The organism is Pseudomonas sp. B21-041 (genome assembly GCF_024748675.1).
In the GTDB taxonomy this organism is placed as follows: Bacteria; Pseudomonadota; Gammaproteobacteria; order Pseudomonadales; family Pseudomonadaceae; genus Aquipseudomonas; species Aquipseudomonas neuropathica.
Genome location: NZ_CP087175.1, coordinates 6,278,241 through 6,302,699, shown reverse-complemented (window position 1 = coordinate 6,302,699; position 24,459 = coordinate 6,278,241). Strand labels below are relative to the sequence as shown.

The following is a 24,459-nucleotide window of genomic DNA, read 5'->3' as shown; positions in this document are numbered from 1 at the left end:
GCGCATTGACTTCAATACGCCTGAGCTGCAACGCAAGCGCCGCATTCGTGCGCTCAAGGATCGCTTCACCCGCTGGTACGTCCTCGTTGGCGGTCTCGCGGTGCTGGCAGCCATTACCCTGATCTTTTTCTTCCTCGCCTACGTGGTCGCGCCGCTGTTTCAGGGTGCCGACCTCACCGCGAAAGACTCGATCACCCCGGCCTGGATGCAGGACGCCGGCAAGCCACTGATGATTTCGCTCGAAGAGCAGAATCAGGTGGCCATGCGCGTTTCCGACAAAGGCCAGGCATTGTTCTTTGATATCGACAGTGGCGCTGAACTGAAGCGCGTCGATCTGCCAGTGCCTGCCGGCGCAACCGTGACCTCGATTGGTGAAGACCAGCCGGGCCATCCGCTGGTAGCCGTGGGTCTGTCCAACGGTCAGGCGCTGGTGTTCCGCCACACCTATAAAGTCAGCTACCCCGATGGCAAGAAAACCATCAGCCCGGCCATCGAGTATCCGTATGGCGAGACGCCGATCGCGCTGAACGAAGCCGGCGGCGCGCTGGAGCATGTCAGCCTGAACGCCACCGACACGACGTTGATGCTGGTCGGTTCGACCGGTTCGCAACTCAATGTGCTGTCGCTGACCAGCGAAGAAAACATGATGACTGGCGAAGTCACCAACGAGCAGAAGCGTATCGATCTGCCGCAAATGACTGAGCCGGTGAAAAACATCTTCGTCGACCCGCGCCAGCAGTGGCTGTACGTGGTCAACGGTCGCGCTCAGGCCGATGTGTTCAGCCTGCGCGACAAGAGCCTCAACGGTCGCTACAAACTGCTGGAAAACGCTGACGCCGAAGTCACCGCGACCACGCAACTGGTCGGTGGTATCTCGCTGATCGTCGGTGACTCCAAGGGTGGTCTGGCCCAGTGGTTCATGGCCCGTGACACCGATGGTGAGCTGCGCCTGAAGCAGATCCGCACTTTCCAGATGGGCACCACGCCGATCGTTGAAATCACCGCCGAAGAGCGTCGCAAGGGCTTCCTTGCTCTGGATGCTAGCGGCAAGCTTGGCGTGTTCCACAGCACCGCGCATCGCACCTTGCTGGTCGATCAAGTGGTAGAAGGCCAGGGCGTGTTCGGTCTTTCGCCACGTGCCAACCGTGTCATCGTCGAAGCCGACGGCAAGCTGCAACCGCTTCTGCTCGACAACCCGCACCCGGAAGTTTCCTGGAGCGCGCTGTGGAGCAAGGTCTGGTACGAGAACTACGACGAGCCAAAATACGTCTGGCAATCGACCGCCGCCAACACCGATTTCGAACCGAAACTGAGCCTGTCGCCACTGACCTTCGGCACTCTGAAAGCTGCGTTCTACGCCATGCTGCTCGCTGCTCCACTGGCCGTTGCCGCTGCGATCTACACCGCGTACTTCATGGCCCCGGGCATGCGCCGCAAGGTCAAGCCGGTGATCGAGCTGATGGAAGCGATGCCGACGGTGATCCTCGGTTTCTTCGCCGGTCTGTTCCTCGCGCCTTATGTAGAAGGGCATCTGCCGGGCATCTTCAGCCTGCTGATGTTACTGCCGATCGGCATCCTGGTCGCCGGCTTCACCTTCAGCCGCCTGCCTGAATCGATCCGTCTGAAAGTCCCGGATGGCTGGGAAAGTGCGCTGCTGATTCCGGTGATCCTGTTTGTGGGCTGGTTGTCGCTGTACATGAGTCCGTTCATGGAGAACTGGTTCTTCGGCGGTGACATGCGCATGTGGATCTCTCACGACCTGGGTATTACCTACGACCAGCGCAACGCTCTGGTGGTCGGTCTGGCCATGGGTTTCGCGGTGATCCCGAACATCTACTCGATCGCTGAAGACGCCGTGTTCAGTGTGCCGCGTGGCCTGACCCTCGGCTCGCTGGCGCTGGGTGCCACGCCGTGGCAGACCATGACCCGCGTGGTGATCCTGACCGCCAGCCCGGGGATCTTCTCGGCGCTGATGATCGGCATGGGCCGTGCGGTCGGCGAAACCATGATCGTGTTGATGGCCACCGGTAACACCCCGGTCATGGAAATGAACCTGTTCGAAGGCCTGCGCACTCTGGCGGCCAACGTCGCGGTGGAAATGCCCGAGTCGGAAGTCGGCGGCAGCCACTACCGCGTGCTGTTCCTCTCGGCGCTGGTGCTGCTGTTGTTCACCTTCGTCATGAACACCCTGGCAGAACTGATTCGTCAGCGTCTGCGCAAGAAATACTCGTCGCTTTAAGCAAAGGTAGAAGTCTGTGAAACAGAACTCCCTGAAAGGATGGTTCAAGAGCGGCGCCCCGGGCGTCTGGATCAGCGGTGGCGCGGTGTCCATCGCGGTCATCATGACCATTGGCCTGCTGGCGGTGATTGCCGTGCGCGGTCTGGGTCACTTCTGGCCGGCGGATCTGGTGCATGCCAGCTACGACGTGCCGGGCCAGGCCCAGCATCTTGTGGTCGGCGAAGTGGTACAGAAAGAAGAAGTGCCGCGTGCTCGCCTGAAGAGCGCCGGATTGCCGGTGCCTGACGTCGGCCCGGAATTCATGACCCGCGAGCTGATCAAGGTCGGCAACCGGGATCTGAATGGCAACGACTTCACCTGGGTCGTCGGTGAGTGGCTGACCAACCAGACTACGCCGCCCGAGTTGATGGCGATCGAACGTCGCGAGTGGGGCAACTTCTACGGCTATCTGGTCAACGTCAAACAGGACGGCAAGGTCATCGCCGAAGGCGAGGCTGCGTGGCCAGAGCTGCAAGCGCGGATCAACCGTGTGAACGGTCTGGCGGCGCAACTGAAGTCGCTGGAAAAGACCGACATCGGTGCAATCAACGCAGGGCTGGAGCGCATCCGTCTGCACGGTCGCAAACTGGAACTGGAAGGCAAGCTCGACGCCACCGCGCAAGCGGACATGGAATCTGAGCGTGCCGAGCTGAATGCGCGTTATCAGGACATCGAAGCGCGGCTTGCCGATCTGCATGCACAGTTCAATCGCGATGCCTTGACCGCTCGCGATGCCAACGGCAAAGAGATTGAAATCGGTCTGGGCAAAGTGGTTCACGCCTACCAGCCAAACGCGATGAGCACCTTCACCAAGGTCGGTTTCTACTTCAGCAAGATCTGGGAATTCCTTTCGGACGACCCGCGTGAAGCCAACACCGAAGGCGGGATTTTCCCGGCGATCTTTGGCACCGTGATGATGACGCTGATCATGGCGATGATCGTCACCCCGTTCGGTGTGCTGGCGGCGGTGTACCTGCGTGAATACGCCAAACAGAACACCCTGACGCGGATCATCCGTATCGCGGTGAACAACCTCGCTGGCGTTCCGGCGATCGTTTACGGCGTGTTCGGTCTGGGCTTCTTCGTTTACGTACTCGGTGGTTCGGTCGACCGCTTGTTCTTCCCCGAAGCACTGCCGGCACCGACCTTCGGTACACCGGGTCTGCTCTGGGCCTCGCTGACGCTGGCGCTGCTGGCGGTGCCGGTGGTGATCGTCGCGACTGAAGAAGGTCTGGCACGTATTCCGCGCACCGTGCGTGAAGGTTCGCTGGCACTGGGCGCGACCAAGGCTGAAACCTTGTGGAAGATCGTCATCCCGATGGCCAGCCCGGCAATGATGACTGGCATGATCCTCGCCGTGGCCCGCGCCGCCGGTGAAGTGGCGCCGCTGATGCTGGTGGGTGTGGTGAAACTGGCGCCGTCGCTGCCGGTGGACGGCAACTACCCGTACCTGCACCTGGATCAGAAGATCATGCACTTGGGCTTCCACATCTATGACGTCGGCTTCCAGAGCCCGAACGTCGAAGCGGCGCGTCCGCTGGTGTACGCCACGGCGCTGTTGCTGGTGCTGGTGATCGCGACGTTGAACCTGTCGGCGGTGTATATCCGTAACCACCTGCGCGAAAAATACAAAGCTTTGGACAGTTAACACAAACCCTGTGGGAGCTGGCTTGCCAGCGATGCAGGCGACGCGGTGTTTCAGTTACACCGCAGTGATGCCATCGCTGGCAAGCCAGCTCCCACAGGGACCGCGACAAAAACTGAATTTGCGTTACCCGCTGGTTTGGCCAGCGGTTCAACAAACCGAATTTGTTAGCACAGGGAGCCTCCCATGCAGCACGAAACACATACCCACGGCATCAACATGTCCGCCCTGGGCCGCGACAAGCAGAGCCTCAATCTGGCGCAGGAAACCGTGGCCATCGAAGTACCCGGCCTGAGCCTGTACTACGGCGAGAAACAAGCGCTGTTCGACGTCAGCATGAACATCCCGAAGCAGCGCGTGACCGCGTTCATCGGCCCGTCCGGCTGCGGTAAGTCGACCTTGCTGCGCACTTTCAACCGCATGAACGACCTGGTTGACGGCTGCCGCGTAGAAGGCGCGATCAACCTGTATGGCAACAACATCTATCGCAAGGGCGAAGACGTTGCCGAGCTGCGTCGTCGCGTCGGCATGGTGTTCCAGAAGCCCAACCCGTTCCCGAAGACCATCTACGAAAACGTCGTTTACGGTCTGCGCATCCAGGGCATCAACAAGAAGCGCGTCCTCGACGAAGCGGTCGAGTGGGCGTTGAAGGGCGCGGCGTTGTGGGACGAAGTCAAAGACCGCCTGCATGAATCGGCACTCGGCCTGTCCGGTGGTCAGCAGCAGCGTCTGGTCATCGCCCGCACCATCGCGGTTGAGCCGGAAGTGCTGCTGCTCGACGAACCGTGCTCGGCCCTCGACCCGATCTCGACGCTGAAAGTCGAAGAGCTGATCTACGAGCTGAAGTCCAAGTTCACCATCGTTATCGTTACGCACAACATGCAACAGGCCGCGCGGGTGTCCGACTACACGGCGTTCATGTACATGGGCAAACTGGTGGAATTTGGCGACACCGATACCCTGTTCACCAATCCGGCGAAGAAGCAGACCGAAGACTACATCACCGGTCGTTATGGCTGACAGTTGCGGGTTATTCACAGAATTGACGCTGCGGCCCACCGCACCTTACCGGACGCTCCAAGGACGCCAACATGATTAGTAAAGAAGGCCTTACCCACCACATCTCCGCGCAGTTCAACGCTGAGCTTGAGGAAGTGCGCAGCCACCTCCTGGCCATGGGCGGGCTGGTCGAGAAGCAGGTCAACGACGCGGTCACCGCACTGATCGAAGCCGACTCCGGTCTGGCTCAGCAAGTGCGCGAGATCGATGACCAGATCAACCAGATGGAGCGCAACATCGACGAAGAATGCCTGCGCATTCTCGCCCGTCGTCAGCCGGCGGCGTCCGACTTGCGTTTGATCATCAGCATTTCCAAGTCGGTGATCGACCTGGAGCGCATCGGTGACGAAGCGACCAAGATCGCTCGCCGCGCCATTCAGCTGTGCGAAGAAGGTGAAGCGCCGCGCGGTTACGTCGAGGTTCGCCATATCGGCGACCAGGTGCGCAACATGGTTCGCGATGCGCTGGACGCGTTCGCCCGTTTCGACGCCGATCTGGCGTTGTCGGTGGCGCAGTACGACAAGATCATCGACCGCGAATACAAGACCGCCCTGCGTGAGCTGGCGACCTACATGATGGAAGACCCGCGCTCTATCTCGCGGGTCTTGAGCATTATCTGGGTGCTGCGTTCGCTGGAACGCATCGGCGATCACGCGCGCAACATCTCCGAACTGGTCATCTACCTGGTGCGCGGCACCGACGTGCGCCACATGGGCCTCAAGCGCATGAAAGAAGAAGTTGAAGGCACAAGCGGCGAAACCGCTAATGTTCCGGGCAATGCTGACGATAAGTAAGATTGCCTGAGAAAAGCGCCCGGCCCTTTGGCCGGGCGTTTTTGTTTGTGCTTTTCATGGGCAGATTCGATTAAAAAGCAGCACCCGCGAACGAAAAGTCCCGGCGTGACTGAAGAGTTTTGGCAATGTGCCATCAGCCAGCGTTATGCTTGCCGGGATTTTAATAGGGGTGTTGGATGAGCAAGATCAGTGTGTTGGTCGTGGACGATGCTTCGTTCATTCGTGACCTGGTGAAAAAGTGCCTGCGTAATTACTTCCCGGGGATCCGCACCGAGGACGCCGTCAACGGTAAAAAGGCTCAGGCTATGCTGGCCAGGGAAGCATTCGACCTGGTCCTGTGCGACTGGGAAATGCCGGAAATGTCCGGGCTCGAACTGCTGACCTGGTGCCGCGAGCAAGACAACCTCAAGACCATGCCATTCGTCATGGTCACCAGCCGTGGCGACAAGGAAAACGTCGTGCAGGCGATTCAGGCCGGCGTTTCCGGCTACGTCAGCAAGCCGTTCACCAACGAGCAACTGCTGACCAAGGTCAAACAGGCGCTGAACAAGGTCGGCAAGCTCGACACCCTGATGAACAGCGCGCCAACCAAAATGAACTCGGCGTTCGGCAACGATTCCCTCAGCGCCTTGACCGGTGGCAAGCCTGCCGTGGTCGGCGGCGCCCCGGCAGCTGCGGCGGTCAACCCGTTCGCCAAACCGGCTGCTGCCGCACCAGCGCCGGCTGCTGCGCCATCCCGTGGCCTGCTCAACAGCCCTCCGGTCAAGGCTCCAGCCGCCGCATCCGCTCCGGCCAGTGGTCGCGGTCAGGGCCAATTGCGTCTGCCAAGCGGTACTCAGCAATGCGTGATCAAGGCTCTGAGCATCAAGGAAGCGTTGTTGGTGGTGAAACGCACCGACACCCTGCCGCAGATCCTCGACAGCGCCGTGCTCGATCTGGAGCAGGGTGACAACGCTGAAATCGCCCGTCTCAATGGCTATTTGCACGCGGTTGTCGCTTTTGAGCCGAAACCGGACAGCGACTGGCTGCAACTGACCTTCCGTTTCGTCGATCAGGACGCGCAGAAACTCGACTACATCTCGCGCCTGATCGCCCGCGGCACGGCGCAGAAGCACTTCGTTCCCGGCGCGTGATCACAGCTTTACACTGATCGTTCCCACGCTCTGCGTGGGAATGCCTCAACCGGACGCTCCGCGTCCTCTCGCATGGGACGCAGAGCGTCCCGGGCTGCATTCCCACGCAGAGCGTGGGGACGATCATTTGAAACATCTGTCGACTAGCCTGGTCTGCTTCACCTGCTAGGCTCATTCCCAGGCCTTACTTCGACAGACTCTTGCCCATGCTCGCACGCCTGCTGTTTTTCTGTGGTCTCTTCGTGGCCTCCACATCGGCTGTGGCCATGACCATTTACAAATCCACCGATGCCAACGGCGTGGTCTCCTACAGTGACCGGCCGAGCAAAGGCGCGCAGGTGTTCGTCTTTCAAGACCGCATGGTCGAGCGCCTGGAGCGGCAGGTGTACCTCGACATCAAGAAGCAGAAGGGCACTGACGTGGTCTTCGTGCGCAACGATCTGTATGCGCCGGTCAAAATTGCCTTGGCATTCACCGGGCTGAGCAATGTGCGCGGTGCGCCGGCGCAAACCATCCACCGGGTGCTGCCGGCGCGCAGCAACACGCGGTTGGCGTTGCTGACGGCGATATCCGGCAAGCAGCCGCTGGTGTATACGCCGCAGTTCCATTACTCCCTCGGCGACCCCACAGGCATCGCGCAGGGCTATCGCTATCCACTGCCATGGCGTGGCGGGCCGTTTCGTCTGAGTCAGGGCGCCAACGGTCAGTACAGTCACTATGGGCCGAAGAATCGCTATGCGATGGACATCGCCATGCCGGTGGGCACGCCGATCATTGCCGCGCGGGCCGGGGTGGTGGTGAAGACCGAAAACTCGCAGAGCGGGCGCGGTTCGGATGCGTCCGGCAATTTCGTGCGCGTGCTGCATGACGACGGCACCATGGGCGTGTACCTGCACCTCAAGCAAGGCTCGGTGAGCGTACGCGAAGGGCAACGGGTGGCGGTGGGCAGTTCGCTGGCCTTGTCGGGCAACACCGGCAACAGCAGCGGCCCGCACCTGCACTTTGTGGTGCAGCGCAATACTAGCGAGGGGCTGGTGTCGATTCCGTATCAGTTCATCCAGCCGCTGGGGGCGTTGCCCAACTTTGCGTTGGGCAAGCAATAAGCCTCTAAAAGCAAAAGATCGCAGCCTGCGGCAGCTCCTACAGGGGGTTCACATTCCCATGTAGGAGCTGCCGCAGGCTGCGATCTTTTAGCAGGCAACGCGGTTTCCCGCATTGCACTCAATCCAGCATCAACACCTTCGCCAGCACAATCTTCGGCCCTTTCATCTTCTTGATGATGATGCGCAGGCCTTCGACTTCCAGCACTTCTTCCTCTTCCGGCACCCGTTTCAGGGTTTCGTAGACCAGCCCGGCGAGGGTTTCCGCTTCGATGTGATCAAGGTCGATGCCCAGCAGGCGTTCCACCTTGAACAGCGGCGTGTCACCACGCACCAAGAGCTTGCCCGGCTGATAGGCGAGGATCCCGCGCTCAGCCTTGCGGTGTTCGTCCTGAATGTCGCCGACCAGCACTTCCAGCACGTCTTCCATGGTCAGGTAGCCGATGATGTTGCCGTCAGCCTCCTCGACCACGGCGAAGTGCGAGCCGCCCTTGCGGAACTGCTCCAGCAACTGCGACAGCGGCATGTGCCGCGACACGCGCTCCAGGGGACGGGTCAGCTCAGCCAGGTTGAACGACTCGGGAATGTGGTCCAGCGCCGCCAGTTCCAGCAGCAGATCCTTGATGTGCAGCAGGCCGACGAACTCCTGGCGCTCACTGTCGTACACCGGGTAACGGCTGAACTTGTGACGACGGAACATCGCGAGGATTTCTTTCAGCGGCGCGTTGAATTCAAGCGTGATCAGGTCTTCGCGGGAGTTGGCCCAGTCGACCACTTCCAGCTCGCCCATTTCCACCGCCGACGCCAGAACGCGCATGCCCTGATCGCTCGGATCCTGGCCACGGCTGGAGTGCAGGATCAGTTTCAGTTCTTCGCGGCTGTAATGGTGTTCATGGTGCGGACCGGGTTCGCCTTGCCCTGCGATACGCAGAATCGCGTTGGCGCTGGCGTTGAGCAGGTAAATCGCCGGGTACATCGCCCAGTAGAACAGGTACAGCGGCACCGCCGTCCACAGCGACAGCAACTCGGGTTTGCGGATCGCCCACGACTTCGGGGCCAGCTCACCGACCACGATGTGCAGGTACGAAATGATGAAGAACGCGGTGAAGAACGACACGCCTTTGACAATCTCAGGCGACTGCACGCCGACCGCGCTCAGCAGCGGCTCGAGAATGTGCGCGAAGGCCGGCTCACCGACCCAGCCCAGGCCAAGGGAGGCGAGGGTAATACCGAGCTGACACGCCGAGAGATACGCATCGAGCTGACTGTGTACGGTGCGCAGGATGTGCCCGCGCCAGCCGTTCTGATCAGCGATGGCCTCGACCCGGGTCGAGCGCAGTTTGACCATGGCAAATTCCGCCGCAACGAAAAAGCCGTTGAGCAAAACCAGGATCAGAGCGAAAAGGATCATGCCGAAGTCGGCGAAAATTGTAGCGAGGGACAAGCCAGGGGAAGGGTCCATGATGGAGTTTTGCGGGTTCCGTGTGATTCAAAAGAGAGAAAAGTCGCGCCTGAAAGGCAGGCACAAGTCAGCCAATGTAGCGGCTGACATGGCGATTGCCTAGTGGCGAGTGCCGGTCGGTCTTACTCGGCGGCGCTGATGGCTCGCGCCTGAGCCACCTGAGCCGGGGCGAAATGGCAGGTGAACGTGCTGCCGTGACCGGGCACGCTGCTGATCTCCATGCGCGCGCGGTGGCGCAGCAACACGTGTTTGACGATGGCCAGGCCAAGCCCGGTGCCGCCGGTATTGGAGTTGCGGCTGGAGTCGACGCGGTAGAACCGTTCGGTCAGGCGCGGCAGGTGTTTGCTGTCGATGCCGATGCCGGAATCCTGCACGCTCAGGTGTGCGCCTTGATCGTCACCCCACCAGCGAATGCGGATGTTGCCCTCGGCCGGGGTGTACTTCACCGCGTTGAACACCAGATTGGAAAACGCACTGCGCAACTCCGCCTCGCTGCCCTTGAGCAACAGGCCGGCATCGGCTTCGAGGCTGATGCGCTGTTTCTTCGCGCCGGACAATTGCTGCGCATCGCTCTTGATCGATTGCAGCAGGGTGTCGATCTGCACTGGCTGGTTGTCCGACGGGTAATCGGTGGCTTCGAGTTTCGCCAGCAACAACAAATCATTGAGCAGCGTCTGCATGCGTCCGCCCTGTTGCTGCATCTGCTGCAGCGCGCGACTCCAGCGCGGATTCACTTCCTCGACGTTGTCGAGCAGGGTTTCCAGGTAGCCGCAGATCACTGTCAGCGGCGTGCGCAATTCGTGGGAGACGTTGGCAATGAAATCTTTGCGCATCTGTTCCAGCTGATGGATACGCGTGACGTCGCGCACCAGCATCAAGTGTTCGTTGTTGCCGTAGCGGGTCAGGTACAGCTGAATGCGCACGCGATCGTTGGTTGGCGAGGGGATTTCCAGCGGCTCGGCGTAGCTCTCCTGCTCGAAGTACTCCTTGAAACGCGGATGGCGCACCAGGTTGGTCACCGGTTGGCCGCTGTCCTGGGGGGTCTTGAGGCCAAGCAAGGTTTCGGCGGCGCGGTTCCACCATTCCAGATTGCCGTCGCTGTCGAGCATGATCACCGCGTCTTTCAGCGCAGCGGTGGATTCCTGCACCCGGTCGATCACCGCTTGCAGGCGCCCGCGCACGCGCTGATCGCGGCGTTGCAAATGGTAGATGCTGTCGAACACTTCGCCCCACAGGCCATAGCCATCGGGCGGTGCTTCGTCGGGTTGATGCTGGCGCAGCCATTCGTGCAGACGCAGCAATTGCTTGAGCGTCCAGGCCAGATAAATCCCCAGGCCCGCGGCGAGGCTCCAGCCGTAATAGCCGGTGATCAGGCCGATCACCAGGCAGGCGGTGACCAACAGCAGCATGTGGCGAATCAGGGTGCCATGCCAGTTTTGATTCACGGAAAATACGGTCCTTGTCAGCGAGTCTGGCGGTCGGATCAGGCCTTGGTGGAAAACCGGTAGCCGGTGCCGCGCACGGTTTGTACCAGATTTTCGTAGGCGTCGCCGAGCGCCTTGCGCAGGCGCCGGATGTGCACGTCGACGGTGCGCTCTTCAACATAGACGTTGCCGCCCCAGACCTGATCCAGCAACTGGCCACGGGTGTAGGCGCGTTCCTGGTGGGTCATGAAGAATTGCAGCAGACGGTATTCGGTCGGGCCCATTTCGGCGGGTTTGCCGTCGATGGTCACGCGGTGGCTGATCGGGTCGAGCAGCAGGCCGCCGACTTCGATCGGCGCTTCGCCGTCGGTCGGGCCGGCGCGGCGCAGCACGGCTTTGAGGCGGGCGACCAGTTCGCGCGGGGAAAACGGTTTGGTGATGTAGTCGTCGGCGCCGACTTCAAGACCCTGGATCTTGTTGTCCTCTTCGCCCTTGGCGGTGAGCATGATGATCGGGATGTCCCCGGTCAGCTCGTCACGCTTGAGACGACGGGCCAGTTCGATGCCGGAGGTGCCGGGCAGCATCCAGTCGAGCAGGATCAGGTCCGGCTTGCGGTCGACGATGATGGCGTGGGCCTGCTGCGAGTTCTCTGCCTCGAGGCAGTCATAGCCGGCCATTTCCAACGCAACGGCGATCATTTCGCGAATGGGCGCTTCGTCGTCGACGATCAGAATGCTCCTGCCAACCATGCCTTAATCCTCTTGTCATTTAACTGTCTTGCGCCGCATTAGATAACGGAATTATTGCAGTCGTGTGACAGTATTTTAGTCCGGCGGCGATTGTGCAAATCCTCAACTAAGCTCTAAGTCCGAATCCTGACAACCACAAAAGAAGGTTTCCATGACTCAAATGACTGTTTCTTTCAAAGCCATGCTGATGGCTGCTGCCCTGACTCTGCCTGGATTTGTACTGGCCGCGGATCCTGCGATGGAGAAGGACGGCATGTACACCGATCACAAGGGCATGACTCTGTACACCTTCGCCAAGGACTCGGGCGGCAAGTCGATGTGCAACGACAAGTGCGCAACGAACTGGCCTCCGTTGATGGCGACGGCGGGTGACAAGTCGATGGGTGACTGGACTGTCATCAAGCGCGACGACGGCTCAATGCAGTGGGCCTATCAAGGCATGCCGCTGTACACCTTCGTGATGGACAAGAAGGCCGGTGACATGACCGGTGACGGCAAAATGGACGGCGCCTGGAAAGTCGCCAAAGCCAAATAAACGCGGTCCCTTGTAGGAGTGAGCCTGCTCGCGATAGCGGTGTATCAGTCGGCATTTTCGTTAACTGATACACCGCTATCGCGAGCAGGCTCACTCCTACATTGATTTGCGTTTAGCGCAACGCGTAATCCAGCACGATCCCGACGAAAATCGCCAATCCAGCCCAATGGTTGTGCAAAAACGCCTTGAAACAACGCATGCGGTCGCGATCGCGGGTGTACCAGAACTCCCACGCATAACAGCCCGCAGCCACCAGCAAGCCAAGATGGAACCAGATTCCCAGCTCAAATTTGGATCCCGCCAGCATCAGGCAGCCCAGCGACAATGCCTGCAAACTCAGGATGATCACCCGGTCCGCCTCGCCAAACAGAATCGCCGTGGATTTCACGCCAATCTTCAAATCGTCATCCCGATCGGTCATCGCGTAATAGGTGTCGTAACCCACCGTCCACAGTAGGTTGGCGATCCACAGCAGCCACGCTGCCGCCGGCAGTTCACCGGTCTCGGCCGTGAACGCCATCGGCATGCCCCACGAAAACGCCGCGCCCAGCACCACTTGCGGGTAATAGGTGTAGCGCTTCATGAACGGATAAGTGAAGGCCAACGCCAGACCACCGAGCGACAGCCAGATCGTCGGTGCATTGGTGCACAGCACCAGCAGAAAACTCACGCCCATCAACAGGGCGAAGAACACCAGCGCTTCTTTCGAGCTGATCCTGCCTGCCGCCAAGGGCCGTTGCGCGGTGCGTTTAACGTGGCCGTCGACCTTGCGATCCGCCCAGTCGTTGATCACGCAGCCGCCGGCGCGGGTCAGTACCACGCCGAGGACAAAAATCACGATATTGGCCAGCGACGGCGAGCCTTTGCCAGCAATCCACAACGCCCACAGGGTCGGCCACAGCAGCAGGTAGATGCCGATCGGCTTGTCCATCCGCGTCAACTGAATGAAATCCCAGGCGCGCGGGTTCAAGCGGTTCAGGGACTTGAGCAGGCTCTGATACATCAGCAGTTCTCCGGATGGGCGCGAGCGGTGCGCCACAGGCTCGGCAGGAAGATTTCCGCGACCAGTACGCTCAAAGCGCCACGGTCGAAACGCGAACGCCGACCCCACAGCTCAGGCGCCTTCACGTCTGGCGGCAACCATTGTTCAGGGTAGTGACAAACTTCGAGGGCGCGACGCTGGAACGCCTGATCGCAAAACAGCAATTCGCCCAGCGAACGGCTGCCCAGTTCATCCATGTGCAAGCCGTCGCCTTGCAAGGCGGCGCGCGACGCGACGCTGCGGGCAAACACCCACGCCTCGCCGTGACCGCGCAAATACACCTCGCGCACCCAGCCTTCGCTGCTCTCGGCCAGATCCAGCGCCGCGCATTCATCGGCGCGCAGAGTGTCCCAGCCTTCGAACAACGGCGTGACGCTGAAGCCATCATCGGACAGCCGGGTCAGTCGGCGGGTGAGGGAGCCTTCGTCGAACAGCCAGTCGAGGGTCAACGAATCGGGGAGGGGCGTCAGTCGGCTTTGAGTCAGCCAGAGCGGGGCCGGGCAGGCATTTGAATGTTGCACAATGAGTCATTATTGGCCGCAAATGAGGCGGCGAGCTTAACATGGTGGCCGCCGATATTGATTGATCCGGGTCGCCGTTGCGCCGAACAGGCTTGCATCTGCCCGGCTCCATCAGTACAAAACGCCCTGAGCCGGATGGCAGCGCAACACCCATCGACCGTCCGCGCCGGCACCACGCCTGAACCCTGAGGAAGTACCTGAATGAAAAAGTGGCAATGCATCGTCTGTGGCCTGATCTACAACGAAGCCGAGGGTTGGCCGGATGACGGCATTGCGCCGGGCACCGCTTGGCAGGATGTACCGGCAGACTGGCTGTGCCCGGACTGCGGCGTCGGCAAGACGGACTTCGAAATGATCGAAATCAACTAAGCAAGAAAAACAAAGGAGTAAGGCATGAGCGCACCTGTCGTCATCGTTGGCACTGGCCTGGCGGGCTACAACCTGGCCCGCGAGTTTCGCAAGCTCGACAGCGAAACCCCGTTGCTGCTGATCACCGCTGATGACGGCCGCTCTTACTCCAAGCCGATGCTCTCCACCGGTTTCGGCAAGAACAAGGACGCCGACGGCCTGAGCATGGCCGAGCCGGGCACCATGGCCGAGCAGTTGAAGGCCGAAGTGCGCACACACACGCGCATCAGCGGCATCGACGCTGGCCACAAGCGCCTGTGGATTGGCGAGGAGGCGGTCAGCTATCGCGACCTGATTCTCGCCTGGGGCGCGGAAACCGTGCGTGTGCCGATTGAAGGCGATGGCAGCGATCTGGTGTTCCCGATCAATGATCTCGAAGACTATGCGCGTTTCCGCGCCGCTGCGGCGGGCAAGCGTCGGGTGCTACTGCTCGGCGCTGGCCTGATCGGCTGTGAGTTTGCCAACGACCTGATACTTGGCGGCTACGAAGTGCAACTGGTTGCACCCTGTGAACAAGTCATGCCGATGCTGCTGCACCCGGCCGCTGCGGCGGCGGTGCGGGCCGGGCTGGAAAGCCTCGGTGCGAAATTCCACCTCGGCCCGGTACTGACCCGCCTGCAAAAAGTCGCCGACGGCCTGGAAGCGCACCTGTCCGACGGCCAGGTCATTCCTTGCGACGTAGTGGTTTCGGCCATCGGCCTGCGCCCGCGTATCGATCTGGCGGCGGCTGCCGGCGTGCAGGTCAACCGCGGCGTCGTGGTCGACCGGCACCTGAAAACCTCCCACGCCAATATTTACGCCCTGGGCGACTGCGCCGAGGTCGACGGATTGAATCTGCTGTACGTGATGCCCCTGATGAGTTGTGCGCGAGCACTGGCACAAACCCTCGCCGGAAACCCGACCGCCGTGAGCTACGGCCCGATGCCGATCACCGTGAAAACCCCGGTGTGTCCGCTGGTCGTATCGCCGCCACCACGGGGCAGCGAAGGTGTCTGGACCGTCGAAGGCCAGGGCGCCGACATCAAGGCGCTGTGCCACAGCGCCGACGGCCAATTGCTCGGTTACGCGCTAACCGGTGCAGCCGTGATGGAAAAACTCGCCCTCAACAAACAGCTTCCGGCCCTGCTGGCGTAAATACCGGTCGTTCTGTCGGAATCACCCCGCTTTTGCCCCTACAAAGGTCGCGTGGAGACTGGCGCCGCCGGTATCCGCGTGCCATTCTCACTCCCGTCTGCCGCAGAGTAGAGCCTGCGGCGCCTTGGGCGCTGTTCCAACGAGAACAGCACGGACATAACAACAAAAAACCGTCAAAGGGGCTTCACTAATGCGTAAACCAGAACTCGCCGCTGCAATCGCTGAAAAAGCAGATCTGACCAAAGAACAGGCCAACCGCGTACTCAACGCCGTTCTCGAAGAAATCACCGGCGCTCTGCACCGCAAGGACAGCGTGACGCTGGTCGGCTTCGGCACCTTCCTGCAACGCCACCGCGGCGCCCGCACCGGCAAAAACCCGCAAACCGGCGAGCCGGTTAAAATCAAGGCCAGCAACACTGTTGCGTTCAAGCCAGGCAAATCGTTGAAAGACAGCGTAAATCCTTAATTGCGGCGAACTCCTCGAATAACGGGGAGAACCGCTGAAAAAATGGGCACACCGATTGCGGTCGGGTGCCCATTTTTTATGCCTGCCTATTTGTTATGCACTGCAGCAATAATAAAGCCACGTAACCAATTGCATTGGTTGGCGATCGATCTGCCTCACACTTAAATCAATACCCTATATATAAAAGCCATCATAGTGATGGCACTTTTGCCATTGTTGGTTGTCTCGCTGTGAATTGTTGAAACAACACTGAAATCTTTCGGAATCATCCTACATCCGTTTTTTTCAAAACCCGTCATGCTCCGCGCCATTGTCGTCGGCCCCTGTTTTCGGTGATCACGGCAGATTGGAACGATCGCTCTAAATCAGGGTTTTCAGGTGTTTCGTGCGGCTGCGTATATATGAAGACGGCATCGGGGATTCCCTGACTAAATATAGGGAAACCTCCTACAACAAACAAAGAACAGTTCGTCTTGTTGTTTAATCAGATGCTTGCTAGTGGCCATCATAGTGATTACGATGCGCCCACTTGAAAGAGCACATCTCAATTGGATGAGTCGCTTCACCGCTCTTCGATACTGTCCCGCGCCGCGGTAACTCCAATAGGCGCCTGACTGTAATCCTTAATAAAGGCCATGGATGTCCTACTCAAGCAAACTTTCCGCCCATTACCTCGAACTCGCTAAAGTCTCTGTTTCCAAAGAGAATTTCGCGGGCGAAGACGTTCGTTTTTCGAGCGAATTCGAGGCCTTGGAAAGTGAGCTCGCCAAAGCCTCGTCGATGCACGAAAGCGGGCAGATCGACTGGCTGAAAATTCGCGAAAACAGCGAAAATCTGCTGCGTACCCAATCCAAGGATTTACGTGTCGGCGCCTGGCTGACCTGGTCGCTGTACCAGCGCGAATCCTTCCCCGGGCTGCTGGCCGGTCTCGGTCTGCTGCACCATCTGTCGGAAAACAACTGGGCCGACGTTCACCCGCTCAAACCCCGTACTCGTGCCGCCGCCATCGGCTGGCTGGTACCGCGTCTCGAGCAAGTCATCACCGAAAACATTGCGATCAAAGAGCAGTTGCCGATGTTCCGGCAGCTCTCCGAGCACCTGTCCGGCCTTGAAGCGGCGTGTGCTGAGCACCTGGGCGATGATTCGCCATTGCTGCTGCCGATCTCCCGTCGCCTGAAAACCATGATCCAGCGCGCGGCCGACAATCAGCCGGCCCCCGGTGTGGTCGGTGCGGCGGTGGCGCAGGTCAAGCAGGCGGCGAGCCAGTTGCTCACCCCCGGCGCACCGATCGACAACGAACGAGATGCACACAAAGCCCTGCGCGCCCAACAGGAAAGCGCGCGCCCGCTGTGCGCCTGGTGGCTCAAGCAGAAGGCTACTGACCTGCGCGCCCTGCGCCTGAATCGCACGTTGCTGTGGATGACCATCGACGCAGTACCCGAGCGCAACGCCGAACAGATCACCGTGTTGCGCGGCCTGCCACTGGAAAAACTCAAGCTCTACCAAGACCGTTTCGATCAAGGCAAATACGCTGACCTGCTGGTGGAACTGGAGGCGAGCCTGGCGAAGGCGCCGTTCTGGTTCGATGGGCAGAGGATGGTCTGGGAGTGTCTCCAGAACCTCAACGCCGAGTTGGCAATGCGCGAAGTGGAAATCCACTTCGCGCTTTTGATTCAACGGCTGCCCGGCATTGTCGAGTTGCGCTTCCATGACGGCGCGCCGTTTGCCGATCCGTCCACCCGGGCGTGGATCGCCGCCAATGTCATGCCGCACCTGCAAAGCGCCAGCGCGCCGCGCAAGGTCGAAAGCGAAAACGTCGAAACCCAGCCAGCCTGGGAAAAAGCCCTCGAAGAAGTTCTGCCGCTGCTGCGCAAGGAAGGCCTGAAGCCGGCCGTGCAGACCCTCAAGCAGGGTTTGCAATCCGCCCACGGCGGACGCGAACGTTTCTTCTGGCAGTTCGCCCTCGCGCGGCTGTGCTTCATGGCCAAGAAATACGAACTGGCCAAGAACCAGCTGGAAACCCTCGATCAGACATTACAGGACTCAGGCCTGCACGCCTGGGAGCCCGATCTTGCATTGGAAGTGCTGCACCTGCTGCACAGTTGCTGCGAGTTGTTGCCGCAGAACCATGCCGTACGTGAACGCAAGGAAGAGATTTATCGCAGGCTGTGCCACCTCGACCTCGAAGTGGTACTCGAATAGGCCCCAGGGCCACAACCGCAAGGAGAAAAGCCATGGCCAAAGAAGGCTCGGTAGCCCCCAAGGAACGCATCAACGTCACCTTCAAACCCGCCACCGGCGGTGCTCAGGAAGAGATTGAACTGCCGCTGAAGCTGCTGGCAATCGGTGACTACACCCACCGCAAGGACGATCGCAAAATCGAAGATCGCAAGCCGATCAGCATCGACAAGATGACCTTCGACGAAGTGTTGGCCAAGCAAGAACTGGGTCTGACGCTGAGCGTGCCGAACCGTCTGCAGGAAGATGGCGAGGCCGACGAGCTGGCTGTGCAACTGCGCGTCAATTCGATGAAGGACTTCAACCCGGCCAGCCTGGTCGAGCAAGTGCCTGAGCTGAAAAAACTGATGGAACTGCGCGATGCGCTGGTGGCCCTCAAAGGCCCGCTGGGTAACGCACCTGCGTTCCGTAAAGCGATCGAAGGCGTGCTCGCCGACGACGAATCCCGTGGTCGCGTACTCGGTGAGCTGGGCCTGAACGCCGCAGCCCCGGACGCCTGAGACTCCAGCCAAGGAAGCCAACACAATGAGCACTAGCGCAGCACAAGAGAAGAGCGCCGCCAGCGGCGAATACAGCATTCTCGACAGCATCATCGCCGAAACCCGTCTGACTCCGGACGACGAAGCCTACGACATCGCCAAGCGCGGTGTGTCGGCCTTCATCGAAGAACTGCTCAAGCCGCAGAACAACGGTGAGCCGGTCAAGAAGGCCATGGTTGACCGCATGATCGCCGAGATCGATGCCAAGCTCAGCCGTCAGATGGACGAAATCCTGCACCACCCGGATTTCCAGGCACTGGAATCGTCGTGGCGTGGCCTGCAGTTGCTGGTCGATCGCACCAACTTCCGCGAAAACATCAAAATCGAAATCCTCAACGTCTCGAAAGGAGACCTGCTGGACGATTTCGAAGATTCGCCGGAAGTCATGCAGTCGGGCCTGTACAAGCACATCTACACCGCTGAATACGGCCAGTTCGGTGGTCAGCCTGTGGGCGCGATCATCGCTAACTACTACATGTCGCCAAGCTCGCCAGACGTCAAGCTGATGCAGTACGTGGCCAGCGTTTCGTGCATGTCGCACGCGCCGTTCATCGCTGCCGCCGGCCCGAAATTCTTCGGTCTGGAAAGCTTCACCGGCCTGCCGGATCTGAAAGATCTGAAAGACCACTTCGAAGGCCCGCAATTCGCCAAATGGCAGAGCTTCCGTACTTCGGAAGACTCTCGTTATGTTGGCCTGACCGTGCCGCGTTTCCTGCTGCGTAACCCGTACGATCCGGAAGAAAACCCGGTCAAATCGTTCGTGTACAAGGAAACCGTTGCCAACAGCCACGAGCACTACCTGTGGGGCAACACGGCTTACGCGTTCGGCACCAAGCTGACCGACAGCTTCGCCAAATTCCGCTGGTGCCCGAACATCATCGGCCCGCAGAGCGGTGGCGCGGTTGAAGACCTGCCGTTGCACCATTTCGAAAGCATGGGCGAAATCGAAACCAAGATCCCTACTGAGGTTCTGGTTTCCGACCGTCGTGAATACGAACTGGCCGAGGAAGGCTTCATCTCCCTGACCATGCGTAAAGGCTCCGACAACGCGGCGTTCTTCTCCGCAAGCTCAGTGCAGAAGCCGAAGTTCTTCGGCATCAGCGCAGAAGGCAAGGCCGCAGAGCTGAACTACAAGCTCGGCACCCAACTGCCGTACATGATGATCGTCAACCGTCTGGCTCACTACTTGAAAGTGCTGCAGCGCGAGCAACTCGGTTCGTGGAAAGAGCGTACCGACCTCGAGCTGGAACTGAACAAGTGGATCCGTCAGTACGTTGCCGACCAGGAAAACCCGAGCGCCGAAGTGCGTGGCCGTCGTCCGCTGCGCGCTGCGCAAGTGATCGTCAGCGACGTTGAAGGCGAGCCGGGCTGGTACCGCGTGAGCTTGAACGTGCGTCCGCACTTCAAGTACATGGGTGCCGATTTCACCCTGTCGCTGGTTGGCAAGCTGGACAAAGAGTAAGAGCGACTCATGGACGGATACGGCAGCCTGTTCGAGCGCCTTAACGGCGACGCGCAACTACGCAAGGGCAACAGCCTTGAGGCTTGTGCCATGGCGTCAGTGGCTGCCCATCTGGCCAAAATGCTCAGCACCCGGGCCGGCAGCGTGCAAACGCTGGCCGACTACGGGTTGCCCGATCTCAATGACATGCGTCTGAGCCTGCACGACTCCCTGAGTCAGGCCCGTCTGGCCATCGAGAATTTCATCGAAGCCTACGAGCCGCGCCTGAGCAACGTGCGTGTCATTTCCCTGCCGCGTGACCACGATCAACTTCGCCTCGCCTTCAGCATCGAAGGCCTGCTGGAAGTTGAAGGGTTCAAGCGTCAGGTCAGTTTTTCCGCGCGCCTGGATGGCAGCGGACAAGTGAAGGTCACCTAAGGAGATCCCCGATGTCTGGCAAACCAGCAGCACGCGTATCCGACCCTACCGCTTGCCCACTTCCAGGCCACGGTACCAACCCGATCGCCGCCGGTTCCGGCGACGTGTTCTTCGACGGCCTCGCGGCCGCCCGCCAAGGCGATGCCTCGGCGTGTGGTGGTGCGATGGTCGGCGATCTGGCGACCACGGTTTTGATCAACGGCAAAGCGGCCGCGACCGTGGGTTCGGTTGGTATTCACGGCAACAAGGTCACGGCAGGTTCCGGAACGGTGATTGTCGGCAATTCGCCAGGGTCGAGCTGATGACTAAGAAACACCTGAGTGGCGTTGTTCGTTCATGGACAGTCGATAGCGGGGCGTTCTGTCCATGACGCACATGTTCGGGTCGGCTCAATGAAACTCAGAGCCTGGCAATGTCTTGTCGCTTTTCTCGGCTCGGTTGGTTTGCTGGTGATTCTGGTCGGCTTCGCGCTGCTGTTGCGGATGGAAAGCTCGACCGAACCAAAGCTGTTCGCTCATCCCCACGCGTTGTGGATTGGCGCCGAGGATGGTGGGGTATTCGTCGAGATTACTAAGTACGAAGCACCGGATTATTACGTGGAGATTCGCCACGAAAGTGGTGGGATGTGGACTGAGGGCTGGGTTCGATATGGCACCAGGGACAGCCATCCACTTAGTGCTGCAGCCATTGGTGGCTACGGCGGTGAAGAACTCTATGTCTATACGGGTGTCGCGATCACGCCGCAAAAACAGGGAGTTGCGCAGCGATGAATAAATACGTGCCAGCGACCCCGGGGCAGGAGACGGGCGCGTGACCGACTCGTCAAGCGAGATGCTCATGCTGGGTCGTGCGCAACTCAGCTTCTTCATGGCTGCATTGTGGCTGCCACTGCTGGCGGTGTTGGCGATCAGTTCCTATGACCTGTGGAATGGCAAGTATTCAACACCCGAGTCGTCCGGGATTTATTGGCAGTACCTGTTGTGGTGGGGAATTCCCGGGCTTCTGGGTTTCTCGCTGTGGATGTCCCGATCGGCGCAGAGCCGAAACGAGCAGCAGGCATTGCGGATGGTTTGGTGGGCGCCGGTGAAGTTCATCCCGTTCTATGCCGTGCCATGGATGCTGTATGGCTTGCTCAGTCTGGCCGTCGGTCAGCTCAGTGATGCCTACATGGCGTACGGCTGGATCTCGATTGTGCCGTTTCTCCTGATTGGCGGTTACGTCTGTGCCGGCGTGACGGTCGCGCTCTACAGGATATTTTTTTGATGAGTTCCACTACCAGGCAGGTAACCCGTGTCATTTAACCACTACTACCAAAGCGAACTCACCGCACTGCGCCAACTCGGTCGCCGTTTCGCCGAGCGTAGTCCGGCGTTGGCGCCGTATCTGGGCCAGGCAGGGCGGGATCCGGATGTGGAGCGGTTGCTCGAAGGCTTTGCGTTTCTGACCGGGCGTCTGCGCCAGAAGCTCGATGACGAGCTGCCGGAACTCAGCCATTCGCTGATGCAGCTGCTGTGGCCGAACTATATGCGCCCGCTGCCGGCGTTCAGCATTTTGCAGTTCGATCCGCTCAAGCGTTCCGGGCCGGCGTTGCGCGTCGAGCGTGATACGCCGATTGAAAGCAAGCCGATCGAAGACGTGCGTTGCCGCTTCCGCACCTGCTACCCGACCGAAGTGTTGCCGCTGGATCTGGCCGCGCTGAATTACTCGGTGAAGGGCGACGGCTCGCTGCTCAGCCTGCGCCTGGAAATGAGCGCCGACGGCCACCTCGGTGAGTTGGAACTGAGCAAACTGCGTCTGCACTTTGCCGGTGAGCGCTATATCAGTCAGATGCTCTACCTGAGCCTGCTGCGCAACCTCGAAGGTATCGAACTGATCCCGCTCGACGGTGCCGGCAAACCGATCGATGGCGTCAGCGGCAAGCCGATGGCGTTCAAGATTCCCGGTGATCGGGTCAAACCGGTGGGCTTTGCCGAAGAAGAAGCGTTGATCCCGTATCCGCTGAACACCTTCCGCGGCTATCGCTACCTGCAGGAATACTTCGCCTTCCAGGACAAGTTCCTGTTCGTCGACGTCAACGGCCTGGACATCATCAACGCGCTGCCGGAAGACACCCTCAAGCAGATGCGTGGCCTCGAACTGCGCTTCGATATCCGCAAGAGCGGCATCATGCGCATGCGCCCGACGCTTGATAACGTGAAGCTGTTCTGCACGCCGATTGCCAACCTGTTCGCCCACGACGCACTGCCGATTCGCCTCGACGGCAAGCAGGATGAATACCTGTTGCTGCCGGCGGAATACGATCTGGAAAACTGCGGTGTGTTCTCGGTGGAAACCGTGACCGGCTGGAAGCCCGGCGGCCTCGGTTATCAGGAATACGTGCCGTTCGAATCCTTCGAGCACGACCCGAGTTTCGACGTGCCCAACAGCCGTCCGCATTACAGCATCCGCCAGCGTTCGTCCTTGCTGCACGACGGCCTCGACACCTACCTGAGCTTCGGTATTCGCCATACCGAAGCCCACGAAACCCTGTCGATCGAGCTGATGTGCACCAACCAGAACCTGCCGCGCAAGCTCAAGCTCGGCGACATCTGCATGGCCAGTGAAGAGACGCCGGAGTTCTTGAGCTTCCGCAACATTACCCCGGCCACTTCCAGCTTCGCGCCACCGCTGAACCGTGACTTCCTGTGGAAGCTGATCAGCAACATGTCGCTTAACTATCTGTCGCTGGCCGACGTCAATGCGTTGAAGGTGATTCTCGAAACCTACGACTTGCCGCGCTACTACGACCAGCACGCGGAGAAGGTCAGCAAACGCTTGCTCGGCGGCCTCAAGCACATCAAGCATCACCACGTCGACCGCTTGCACCGTGGGTTGCCGGTGCGCGGTTTGCGCACCGAACTGACCATCGACCCGGAAGGGTACATCGGCGAAGGCGACCTGTTCGTCTTCGCTTCGGTTCTTAACGAGTTTTTCGCGCTTTACGCCAGTCTCAATTCATTCCATGAGCTGCGCGTAAAAAGCACACAGGGAGAGGTGTACCAATGGACACCACGTATGGGCCTGCAGCCCCTGCTTTAAGCGGGCTGACCAAGGTAATACGCGAGTACTCGCTGTTTCAGGCCGTGCTGCTGGTGATCGACCGGCTGCGCGAAGCACACCCGTACCTGAGCGAAGACGATCTGTACGACCACGTGGAGTTCCAGGCCAACCCGAGCCTGGGCTTTCCGCGCAGCGACGTCGATCGCGTCGAGTTTTTCGAAGAACACGGGCAGATGCGCGCGCGCATGCGTTTCAACCTGATCGGCCTGGTCGGTTCCGGCTCGCCGCTGCCGGCGTTCTATGGCGAACAAGCCCTGGGCGACAGCGAGGACGGCAACCCGACACGTAACTTCCTCGACCTGTTCCACCATCGCCTGCAACGGCTGATGCTGCCGATCTGGCGCAAATACCGCTATCGCGCAAGCTTCCAGAGTGGCGCGATTGACCCGTTCTCCTCGCAGCTGTTCGCCCTGATCGGTCTGGGCGGCGACGAGATCCGCAAGGCCAAGGAACTCAACTGGAAACGCCTGCTGCCGTACCTCGGCCTGCTCAGCTTGCGGGCGCACTCGGCGGCGCTGATCGAAGCCGTACTGCGTTACTACTTCAAGCACGAAGACCTGGTCATCGAGCAGTGCATCGAGCGCCGCGTAGAAATTCTCGAAGAGCAGCGCAATCGTTTGGGTCGTGCCAACAGCATGCTCGGTGAAGACCTGGTGCTCGGCGAACACGTGCGCGACCGCAGCGGCAAATTCCGCATTCACATCACCGAACTCGACTGGCAGCGATTCCATGAATTCCTGCCGATCGGTTTCGGTTACCAGCCGCTCTGCGCGCTGGTGCGGTTCACCCTGCGTGACCCGCTCGATTACGACATTCGCCTGGTCCTGCGCCAGGAAGAAATCCGCGAACTGCGCATCGGTGAGCAGAACGCCTGTCGCCTCGGTTGGACCAGTTGGCTGGGCCGCGAGAAAGCGGACGGCGTGGTGACCCTGGGCAGCAAAATTCATTAAGGAC

General features: G+C 60.0%; 23 protein-coding genes and 1 pseudogene. 19 read left to right on the top strand and 5 right to left on the bottom strand.

From position 1 onward, the window contains the following. The first annotated feature begins 205 nt into the window (after window positions 1–205). From LOY43_RS28210 to LOY43_RS28185, 6 genes are all read left to right on the top strand, one after another. Window positions 206–2,239 carry an ABC transporter permease subunit gene (locus tag LOY43_RS28210; RefSeq protein WP_176471262.1) on the top strand — a complete coding sequence of 678 codons (2,034 nt, stop codon included), beginning with the start codon at window positions 206–208 and terminating at the stop codon, window positions 2,237–2,239. Between the two features lie 16 nt (window positions 2,240–2,255). Then, window positions 2,256–3,926 carry a phosphate ABC transporter permease PstA gene (pstA, locus tag LOY43_RS28205; protein WP_095049643.1) on the top strand — a complete coding sequence of 557 codons (1,671 nt, stop codon included), beginning with the start codon at window positions 2,256–2,258 and terminating at the stop codon, window positions 3,924–3,926. A gap of 183 nt (window positions 3,927–4,109) precedes the next feature. Continuing rightward, window positions 4,110–4,943, top strand: coding sequence for a phosphate ABC transporter ATP-binding protein PstB (pstB, locus tag LOY43_RS28200; protein WP_095049644.1), 834 nt, complete (start codon window positions 4,110–4,112; stop codon window positions 4,941–4,943). A gap of 71 nt (window positions 4,944–5,014) precedes the next feature. Then, complete coding sequence (gene phoU / locus LOY43_RS28195; protein WP_016985766.1) at window positions 5,015–5,776, top strand: phosphate signaling complex protein PhoU; 762 nt, start codon at window positions 5,015–5,017, stop codon at window positions 5,774–5,776. 176 nt (window positions 5,777–5,952) lie between these two features. Continuing rightward, a complete protein-coding gene (locus LOY43_RS28190; protein WP_095049645.1) occupies window positions 5,953–6,909 on the top strand; it encodes a response regulator in 957 nt (318 codons plus the stop codon). Window positions 6,910–7,115: 206 nt separating this feature from the next. Then, on the top strand, window positions 7,116–8,012 hold the full coding sequence (locus LOY43_RS28185; RefSeq protein WP_095049646.1) for a M23 family metallopeptidase: 897 nt from the start codon (window positions 7,116–7,118) through the stop codon (window positions 8,010–8,012). 118 nt (window positions 8,013–8,130) lie between these two features. Here LOY43_RS28185 and LOY43_RS28180 read toward each other — a convergent pair whose 3' ends face one another. From LOY43_RS28180 to phoB, 3 genes are all read right to left on the bottom strand, one after another. After that, window positions 8,131–9,471, bottom strand: a complete 1,341-nt coding sequence (locus LOY43_RS28180) for a hemolysin family protein (protein ID WP_007920256.1) — start codon at window positions 9,469–9,471, stop codon at window positions 8,131–8,133. Window positions 9,472–9,593: 122 nt separating this feature from the next. Next, window positions 9,594–10,880, bottom strand: coding sequence for a phosphate regulon sensor histidine kinase PhoR (gene phoR / locus LOY43_RS28175; RefSeq protein WP_258709952.1), 1,287 nt, complete (start codon window positions 10,878–10,880; stop codon window positions 9,594–9,596). Between the two features lie 74 nt (window positions 10,881–10,954). Beyond that, window positions 10,955–11,644 carry a phosphate regulon transcriptional regulator PhoB gene (gene phoB, locus LOY43_RS28170; RefSeq protein WP_007896474.1) on the bottom strand — a complete coding sequence of 230 codons (690 nt, stop codon included), beginning with the start codon at window positions 11,642–11,644 and terminating at the stop codon, window positions 10,955–10,957. A gap of 151 nt (window positions 11,645–11,795) precedes the next feature. Here phoB and LOY43_RS28165 point away from each other — a divergent pair, with 151 nt between their 5' ends. Further along, on the top strand, window positions 11,796–12,179 hold the full coding sequence (locus LOY43_RS28165) for a hypothetical protein (protein ID WP_095049648.1): 384 nt from the start codon (window positions 11,796–11,798) through the stop codon (window positions 12,177–12,179). A 112-nt stretch (window positions 12,180–12,291) separates the two neighbouring features. Here the strand turns inward: LOY43_RS28165 and ubiA are convergent, their stop codons facing one another. Both ubiA and LOY43_RS28155 read right to left on the bottom strand, forming a co-directional pair. Then, window positions 12,292–13,182, bottom strand: coding sequence for a 4-hydroxybenzoate octaprenyltransferase (ubiA, locus tag LOY43_RS28160; protein ID WP_095049649.1), 891 nt, complete (start codon window positions 13,180–13,182; stop codon window positions 12,292–12,294). Continuing rightward, window positions 13,182–13,742: a chorismate lyase gene (locus LOY43_RS28155; RefSeq protein ID WP_220557189.1), complete on the bottom strand. Its 561-nt coding sequence runs from the start codon at window positions 13,740–13,742 to the stop codon at window positions 13,182–13,184. Before LOY43_RS28155 ends, ubiA begins: the two co-directional genes overlap by 1 nt. Window positions 13,743–13,943: 201 nt before the next feature. Here LOY43_RS28155 and LOY43_RS28150 point away from each other — a divergent pair, with 201 nt between their 5' ends. The 12 genes and pseudogenes from LOY43_RS28150 (at window position 13,944) to tssG (ending at window position 24,455) form a co-directional block, all read left to right on the top strand. Further along, entirely contained in the window at window positions 13,944–14,111 is a 168-nt protein-coding gene (locus LOY43_RS28150; protein WP_095049651.1) for a rubredoxin, read from the top strand. Window positions 14,112–14,135: 24 nt separating this feature from the next. Continuing rightward, a complete protein-coding gene (locus tag LOY43_RS28145; RefSeq protein WP_220557188.1) occupies window positions 14,136–15,284 on the top strand; it encodes an NAD(P)/FAD-dependent oxidoreductase in 1,149 nt (382 codons plus the stop codon). A 190-nt stretch (window positions 15,285–15,474) separates the two neighbouring features. Further along, the gene (locus LOY43_RS28140; protein ID WP_003213368.1) at window positions 15,475–15,750 is read left to right on the top strand and encodes an HU family DNA-binding protein; all 276 of its coding nucleotides are present in this window, start codon (window positions 15,475–15,477) and stop codon (window positions 15,748–15,750) included. Between the two features lie 639 nt (window positions 15,751–16,389). Next, window positions 16,390–17,952 carry a type VI secretion system protein TssA gene (gene tssA, locus LOY43_RS28135; protein ID WP_095049653.1) on the top strand — a complete coding sequence of 521 codons (1,563 nt, stop codon included), beginning with the start codon at window positions 16,390–16,392 and terminating at the stop codon, window positions 17,950–17,952. Window positions 17,953–17,984: 32 nt separating this feature from the next. Further along, window positions 17,985–18,488: a type VI secretion system contractile sheath small subunit gene (gene tssB / locus LOY43_RS28130; RefSeq protein ID WP_003229587.1), complete on the top strand. Its 504-nt coding sequence runs from the start codon at window positions 17,985–17,987 to the stop codon at window positions 18,486–18,488. Window positions 18,489–18,513: 25 nt separating this feature from the next. Further along, window positions 18,514–19,989: a type VI secretion system contractile sheath large subunit gene (gene tssC / locus LOY43_RS28125; RefSeq protein WP_258709002.1), complete on the top strand. Its 1,476-nt coding sequence runs from the start codon at window positions 18,514–18,516 to the stop codon at window positions 19,987–19,989. A 9-nt stretch (window positions 19,990–19,998) separates the two neighbouring features. After that, window positions 19,999–20,406, top strand: coding sequence for a type VI secretion system baseplate subunit TssE (tssE, locus tag LOY43_RS28120; RefSeq protein ID WP_007920274.1), 408 nt, complete (start codon window positions 19,999–20,001; stop codon window positions 20,404–20,406). An 11-nt stretch (window positions 20,407–20,417) separates the two neighbouring features. Next, a pseudogene (locus LOY43_RS28115) lies at window positions 20,418–20,693 on the top strand (PAAR domain-containing protein); the annotation flags it as partial. A 105-nt stretch (window positions 20,694–20,798) separates the two neighbouring features. Continuing rightward, window positions 20,799–21,176: a hypothetical protein gene (locus LOY43_RS28110; protein ID WP_258709001.1), complete on the top strand. Its 378-nt coding sequence runs from the start codon at window positions 20,799–20,801 to the stop codon at window positions 21,174–21,176. A 40-nt stretch (window positions 21,177–21,216) separates the two neighbouring features. Further along, a complete protein-coding gene (locus LOY43_RS28105) occupies window positions 21,217–21,669 on the top strand; it encodes a hypothetical protein (RefSeq protein ID WP_258709000.1) in 453 nt (150 codons plus the stop codon). A gap of 27 nt (window positions 21,670–21,696) precedes the next feature. Next, window positions 21,697–23,484, top strand: a complete 1,788-nt coding sequence (gene tssF / locus LOY43_RS28100) for a type VI secretion system baseplate subunit TssF (protein ID WP_016985778.1) — start codon at window positions 21,697–21,699, stop codon at window positions 23,482–23,484. Beyond that, the gene (gene tssG / locus LOY43_RS28095) at window positions 23,448–24,455 is read left to right on the top strand and encodes a type VI secretion system baseplate subunit TssG (RefSeq protein WP_095049657.1); all 1,008 of its coding nucleotides are present in this window, start codon (window positions 23,448–23,450) and stop codon (window positions 24,453–24,455) included. The genes tssF and tssG overlap by 37 nt, the downstream gene beginning before the upstream one ends. Window positions 24,456–24,459 lie beyond the last annotated feature (4 nt).

Excerpts from the sequence above, each read along its gene's own strand:
- LOY43_RS28210 (WP_176471262.1), top strand. The coding sequence starts at position 206 with ATGCAGGACGCCGGCAAGCCACTGATGATTTCGCTCGAAGAGCAGAAT.
- pstB (WP_095049644.1), top strand. The coding sequence starts at position 4,110 with ATGCAGCACGAAACACATACCCACGGCATCAACATGTCCGCCCTGGGC.
- phoU (WP_016985766.1), top strand. The coding sequence starts at position 5,015 with ATGATTAGTAAAGAAGGCCTTACCCACCACATCTCCGCGCAGTTCAAC.
- LOY43_RS28190 (WP_095049645.1), top strand. The coding sequence starts at position 5,953 with ATGAGCAAGATCAGTGTGTTGGTCGTGGACGATGCTTCGTTCATTCGT.
- LOY43_RS28185 (WP_095049646.1), top strand. The coding sequence starts at position 7,116 with ATGCTCGCACGCCTGCTGTTTTTCTGTGGTCTCTTCGTGGCCTCCACA.
- LOY43_RS28180 (WP_007920256.1), bottom strand. The coding sequence starts at position 9,471 with ATGGACCCTTCCCCTGGCTTGTCCCTCGCTACAATTTTCGCCGACTTC.
- phoR (WP_258709952.1), bottom strand. The coding sequence starts at position 10,880 with ATGCTGCTGTTGGTCACCGCCTGCCTGGTGATCGGCCTGATCACCGGC.
- phoB (WP_007896474.1), bottom strand. The coding sequence starts at position 11,644 with ATGGTTGGCAGGAGCATTCTGATCGTCGACGACGAAGCGCCCATTCGC.
- LOY43_RS28165 (WP_095049648.1), top strand. The coding sequence starts at position 11,796 with ATGACTCAAATGACTGTTTCTTTCAAAGCCATGCTGATGGCTGCTGCC.
- ubiA (WP_095049649.1), bottom strand. The coding sequence starts at position 13,182 with ATGTATCAGAGCCTGCTCAAGTCCCTGAACCGCTTGAACCCGCGCGCC.
- LOY43_RS28150 (WP_095049651.1), top strand. The coding sequence starts at position 13,944 with ATGAAAAAGTGGCAATGCATCGTCTGTGGCCTGATCTACAACGAAGCC.
- LOY43_RS28145 (WP_220557188.1), top strand. The coding sequence starts at position 14,136 with ATGAGCGCACCTGTCGTCATCGTTGGCACTGGCCTGGCGGGCTACAAC.
- LOY43_RS28140 (WP_003213368.1), top strand. The coding sequence starts at position 15,475 with ATGCGTAAACCAGAACTCGCCGCTGCAATCGCTGAAAAAGCAGATCTG.
- tssA (WP_095049653.1), top strand. The coding sequence starts at position 16,390 with ATGTCCTACTCAAGCAAACTTTCCGCCCATTACCTCGAACTCGCTAAA.
- tssB (WP_003229587.1), top strand. The coding sequence starts at position 17,985 with ATGGCCAAAGAAGGCTCGGTAGCCCCCAAGGAACGCATCAACGTCACC.
- tssC (WP_258709002.1), top strand. The coding sequence starts at position 18,514 with ATGAGCACTAGCGCAGCACAAGAGAAGAGCGCCGCCAGCGGCGAATAC.
- tssE (WP_007920274.1), top strand. The coding sequence starts at position 19,999 with ATGGACGGATACGGCAGCCTGTTCGAGCGCCTTAACGGCGACGCGCAA.
- LOY43_RS28110 (WP_258709001.1), top strand. The coding sequence starts at position 20,799 with ATGAAACTCAGAGCCTGGCAATGTCTTGTCGCTTTTCTCGGCTCGGTT.
- tssG (WP_095049657.1), top strand. The coding sequence starts at position 23,448 with ATGGACACCACGTATGGGCCTGCAGCCCCTGCTTTAAGCGGGCTGACC.